Annotated in this window: 5 protein-coding genes; 3 read left to right on the top strand and 2 right to left on the bottom strand. The window is 66.9% G+C overall.

All coding sequences use genetic code 11. From position 1 onward, the window contains the following. Together B3T77_RS10920 and B3T77_RS10915 are read left to right on the top strand one after the other, a co-directional pair. A partial coding sequence (locus B3T77_RS10920; protein WP_292079537.1) for a HemK/PrmC family methyltransferase occupies nucleotides 1-387 on the top strand: 387 nt, incomplete at its 5' end. 248 nt (nucleotides 388-635) lie between these two features. Continuing rightward, nucleotides 636-992 (top strand): endonuclease domain-containing protein, encoded by a 357-nt coding sequence (locus B3T77_RS10915; protein ID WP_292079535.1) that lies wholly within the window; start codon nucleotides 636-638, stop codon nucleotides 990-992. Between the two features lie 400 nt (nucleotides 993-1,392). On the opposite strand, the gene B3T77_RS10910 is transcribed toward B3T77_RS10915, so the two are convergent. After that, the gene (locus B3T77_RS10910; protein ID WP_292079533.1) at nucleotides 1,393-1,947 is read right to left on the bottom strand and encodes a hypothetical protein; all 555 of its coding nucleotides are present in this window, start codon (nucleotides 1,945-1,947) and stop codon (nucleotides 1,393-1,395) included. Further along, nucleotides 1,944-4,532, bottom strand: coding sequence for an ATP-dependent chaperone ClpB (gene clpB, locus B3T77_RS10905; protein WP_292079530.1), 2,589 nt, complete (start codon nucleotides 4,530-4,532; stop codon nucleotides 1,944-1,946). The genes B3T77_RS10910 and clpB overlap by 4 nt, the downstream gene beginning before the upstream one ends. A 173-nt stretch (nucleotides 4,533-4,705) precedes the next feature. Here clpB and B3T77_RS10900 point away from each other — a divergent pair. Then, on the top strand, nucleotides 4,706-5,256 hold a 551-nt coding region (locus B3T77_RS10900; protein WP_292079527.1), incomplete at its 3' end, for a LysE family translocator.

The raw sequence follows: 5,256 nt of genomic DNA, 5'->3' as shown, positions 1-5,256 counted from the left end.
GACCGCGCGACCTTCCTGCGCACCGAATGGGCGGCGGGCTTCGGCGACGCCAGCTTCGACCTGGTGCTGTCCAACCCGCCCTATATCCCGACCGACCATATCGCGACCCTGGACCCGGAGGTCCGCGACCACGACCCGCACCTGGCGCTGGACGGCGGCCCCGACGGCTTGCAGGCCTATCGTGATCTGGCGCCCGAGGTGAAACGCATCCTGAAGCCGCTGGGCGTTTTCGCCGTCGAGATCGGCTTCGATCAGGGTCCGCAGGTCAAGGCGCTGTTCGAGGCCGCCGGCTTCACCGACGTCAAGATCATCAAGGACCTGGGCGAACGCGACCGCGTCGTCACCAACGGCCCGGACCCGCGCACCAATCCGATCCCGCAGGACTGATCGAGATCAGACGGTCGGCGGACAAAAACACCGTCTAATTCGTCTGATTCGTCTAATTCGTCTGAATTGGCCCTCCCCGGCCGTGCGATGCGTCCCCTGCGGACGAACCGAGACAGGATCGCACGGTTTGGGGGCGTGGGCAGGAGGATGACGCTGGCGGGCGGCAGGGTGTTGAAATCGTTCGCGATGTGCGTCGCAGATGCGCGGGCTGGCGGCTCTGCGTTAGTGTGCGCCGAGAGGAGCCGCCCATGACGACCAACCGCCTGACGCCCCGCGCTCGCGGACTGCGCCAAGTCGGCGGGTTAGCCGAGGACCGGATCTGGGCGCGGTTGCGCGGCGGCGCCGTCGACGGTTGGAAGGTGCGTCGCCAGCATCCGGTCGGCCGGTGTGTGGTGGATTTCGCCTGCGTGCCGCTGCGGCTGGTCATCGAGATCGACGGCGGAGTGCATGAGCGCGACGAGGTCGTCTTGAACGACCACTATCGCCAGCAGGCGATCGAGGCGCTGGGCTGGACCGTCATCCGCTTCACCAACGCCGAAGCCCTGGCCGACCCCGACCGCATCGACGCCGCCATCCGTGACCGCGCCAAAACACTGGGTCTATGACCTCCCTCTCCCATTGGGAGAGGGCTTGAGCCTCCGAGAGCGCAGCGAGCGGCCTTGCGCGAAAGGGTGAGGGTCGTCCGTCCCCGACCATCCGCTGCGGCCAGACCCCTGCGGCGGCTCACGCCGACTTCGACGCCCGACCCTCATCCAACCGCTTCGCGGCCACCTTCTCCCAACGGGAGAAGGATCAGGACGGAGACGCCCCTCTCCCATTGGGAGAGGGCTTGAGCGCCCGCGAGCGCAGCGAGCGGCCTTGCGCGAAAGGGTGAGGGTCGTCCGCCGCCCACCATCCGCTGCGGCCCGAGCGCTGCGGCGGCTCACGCCGACTTCGACACCCGCCCCTCATCCGTCCGCTTCGCGGCCACCTTCTCCCAATGGGAGAAGGATCTCAGTGACGAAGCTACTTTTTGGCCAGATTGGTGAGTTCCTCACGCAGCTTCTTCATGTCTTGCGCGATCTGAATCAAAGGCGGAGGCCCACCTAGCTGGCCCCAGTTTTCGTAATCTTTGAGAAGATTCAAAACATAGCTGTGGCCCTCGCGCTTTTTGGCTTTAGGGAAGCGTAACCAGCTAACTTCCACGCCGACGACCCGCTCATTCAGCTTCTCAAAACCATCCAAAAACACCGAGAATGAGCTATTCGGCTTCAGCACAGACAGCGACCTCATTGGCATCTCTGCAACTTCGCCTCGGCGCTGCAGCACAAGAGGCGGGTCAAACCTCATCTCGATGTCATATGCGGCTCCTGTGCCCGTATTCTGCAGCACAAGATTAGTGTGAATGATTGACCACGGGCTTGGCTCCAACGTCACAACGACGCTGGGCTGGCTTGTTGCGTCCGATAATCTCTTTGTTTCTCGGGCGAGGACCGCTGTCACAACGGCAAGCACGATCGTGGCCAAAGCCGTCACGACGGTCCCGGCAGCAGACCAGTCAACTTGGGGAAGCGTCATCAATGCACCCGCATCTTCCCGATCTCCAGCCCGCCCTCGCTGGCGGTGACGGCGATCACCCCGCCGTCCTCGATCTCGCCGGCCAGGAGTTTGCGCGCGATCGGGTCGACCAGGTCCTTCTGGATGACGCGTTTCAGGGGTCGCGCGCCATAGGCGGGGTCGTAGCCGCGGTCGGCGAGCCAGGCCAGGGCGCTGTCGTCCAGGTCCAGGGTCAGGCGACGGTCGGCGAGCAGCTTCTCGAAGCGTGACAGCTGGATGCGGACGATGCCGCCCATCTGGTCGCGGCCCAGGCGGTGGAACAGGATGATCTCGTCGATCCGGTTCAGGAACTCGGGCCGGAAGTGGGCGCGGACGGCGTCCATGACGAAGGGGCGCACGGCCTCGACGTCGTCCCCCTCGCCCTGATCGGCCAGATACTGGCTGCCCAGATTGGAGGTCATGATGATCAGGGTGTTCCTGAAATCGATGGTTCGGCCCTGCCCGTCCGTAAGGCGGCCGTCGTCGAGCACTTGCAGCAGCACGTTGAAGACGTCGGGGTGGGCCTTTTCGACCTCGTCGAACAGGACGACCTGATAGGGGCGACGACGCACGGCCTCGGTCAGGGCGCCGCCCTCGTCATAGCCGACATAGCCGGGAGGGGCGCCGATCAGGCGGGAGACGCTGTGTTTCTCCATATATTCCGACATATCCAGGCGGGTGATGGCCGCCTCGTCGTCGAACAGGAAGTCGGCCAGCGCCTTGGTCAGTTCGGTCTTGCCCACACCGGTCGGGCCCAGGAACAGGAAGCTGCCCAACGGACGGTTGGGGTCGTTCAGACCGGCGCGGGCGCGGCGCACCGCGTCGGAGACGGCGGCCAGCGCCTCGTCCTGACCCACCACACGACCGCCGAGCGCGGTCTCCATCTGGAGCAGTTTCTCGCGTTCGCCCTCCAGCATCTTGTCGACGGGCACGCCGGTCCAGCGGCTGACGACGGCGGCGATCTGTTCGGCGTCGACGACCTCGGGGGTCAGGGGGCCCTTGCCGGAGGTCTCATTGGCCTCGGCTTCTTCGAGCTGCTTTTCGATCTGGGGGATCTGGCCGTAGGCGATCTCTGACGCACGGCCCAGGTCGCCGGCGCGCTGGGCGTTGGCGAGTTCAAGGCGCAGGCGGTCCAGGGTTTCGCGCAACTGGGCGCCCTGGCCGACCTTGTCCTTTTCGGCCTTCCACTGGGTGGTCAGGTCGTCGGACTGGCCTTCCAGATCGGCGATCTCGTCCTCCAGCTTTTCCAGACGATGCTGGGAGGCCTGGTCGGTCTCCTTCTTCAGGGCCTCGCGTTCGATCTTGAGCTGGACCAGACGGCGGTCGATCTCGTCCAGGGCCTCGGGCTTGGAGTCCACGGCCATGCGCACGCGGCTGGCGGCCTCGTCGATCAGGTCGATGGCCTTGTCGGGCAGGAAGCGGTCGGTGATGTAGCGGTTCGACAAAGTGGCTGCGGCCACAATCGCGCTGTCGGAAATGCGCACGCCGTGGTGGACCTCGTACTTCTCCTTGAGCCCGCGCAGGATGGAGACGGTGTCCTCCACCGTCGGTTCGGCGACGAAGACCGGCTGGAAGCGGCGGGCGAGCGCGGCGTCCTTTTCGACGTGTTTGCGGTATTCATCCAGGGTCGTGGCGCCGACGCAGTGCAGCTCGCCGCGCGCCAAGGCGGGCTTCAGCAGATTGGAGGCGTCCATGGCGCCGTCGCCCTTTCCGGCGCCGACAAGGGTGTGCATCTCGTCGATGAACAGGATGATGCCGCCCTCGGCCGCCGAGACCTCGGACAGGACGGATTTAAGCCGCTCCTCGAACTCGCCGCGATACTTCGCGCCGGCGATCAGGCTGCCCATGTCCAGCGCCATGACGGTCTTGTCGCGCAGGGATTCGGGCACGTCGCCGTTGACGATGCGCAGGGCCAGGCCCTCGACGATGGCGGTCTTGCCGACGCCGGGTTCGCCGATCAGGACAGGGTTGTTCTTGGTGCGGCGGGCCAGGACCTGGATGGTGCGGCGGATCTCTTCGTCGCGGCCGATGACCGGGTCGATCTTGCCGTCGCGGGCGGCCAGGGTCAGGTCGCGGGCGTAGCGTTTCAGGGCGTCGTAGCCGTCCTCGGCGCCGGCGCTGTCGGCGGTCTTGCCCTTGCGCACCTCGGCGATGGCGGCGTCCAGTTTCTCGGCCGTGGCGCCCGAAGCCTTCAGCACCTCGGCGGCGACCCCGCCTTCCTTGGCCAGGGCGGCCAGCAGGCGTTCGGTGGTGACGAAGGCGTCGCCGGCGGTCTTGGAGGCCGCCTCGGCGGCGGCGAAGACGCGCGCGGTGTCGCCGTCCAGATAGAGCTGACCCGAGCCGCCGGTGACCTGGGCGCGCTTCTTCAACGCGGTTTCGACATCGGCCTCGGCGCGGCGGGCGTCGCCGCCGGCGGCGGTGATCAGATTGCGGGCCAGGCCGTCGCGTTCCTCCAGCAGCACCTTGAGCAAATGCTCAGGCGCAAACTGCTGGTGACGGCGGGCCAGGGCCAGCGACTGGGCCGACTGGACGGCCTGTTTGGCGCGGTCGGAATAGAGTTCGAGATTCATGGTTTCAGTCCCCTCGGGAGGCGGATGGATTTCAGCACACCCTCTGCTGAGCAGCGCGCTGTTGAGATCGAGGTGGGTGTGACGATCGGGTCACACAAGGGGTCCGCTGGGCGGCTTTCGGGGCTGTCCGTTTCGCCGCCGCGCGCCTAGGCTCTGGCGAACAGGAGCGCCTCGTGATCGCCCATTCCGCCTGGCCCGTCGATCCGGCCGTCGTCGGCCCTTTTCTGATCGCCGTGGCGCTGATCGAGCTGACGCCGGGGCCGAACATGGGCTGGCTGGCGCTGGTCGCCCTGGCGCGGGGACGGCTGGCCGGTTTCGCGGCTGTGGCGGGCGTGACCCTGGGGCTGGCGGTGTGGATGCTGGCGGCCGCCTATGGGCTGACGGAGGTCTTTTCCGTCTGGCCGCCGCTGTATCAAGGCCTGCGTTGGGCGGGCGTGCTGTTTCTGCTGTGGCTGGCGTGGGAGGCCTGGCGCGCGCCGACGATCGAGGCGGCGCCCACGCCAGACGGCCGCTCGCTGCGCGGCCTGTTCGTGCGCGGCCTGATGGGCAATCTGCTGAACCCCAAAGCCGCCGTCTTCTATGTCGCGCTGCTGCCGACCTTCATGCGGCCGGACCACGGCGCGCCGCTAAGCCAGGCCCTGACGCTGGGGAGCCTGCATCTGGCGGTCGCCGTCCTGGTGCACAGCCTGATCGTGATCGGTGGCGCAGGCGCGGCGCGGCTCGC

This window comes from Brevundimonas sp. UBA7838, assembly GCF_002500885.1.
Classification (GTDB): domain Bacteria; phylum Pseudomonadota; class Alphaproteobacteria; order Caulobacterales; family Caulobacteraceae; genus Brevundimonas; species Brevundimonas vesicularis_C.
Note: the sequence above shows the minus strand (reverse complement) of the source record. Positions and strands in the feature narration are given on the sequence as shown.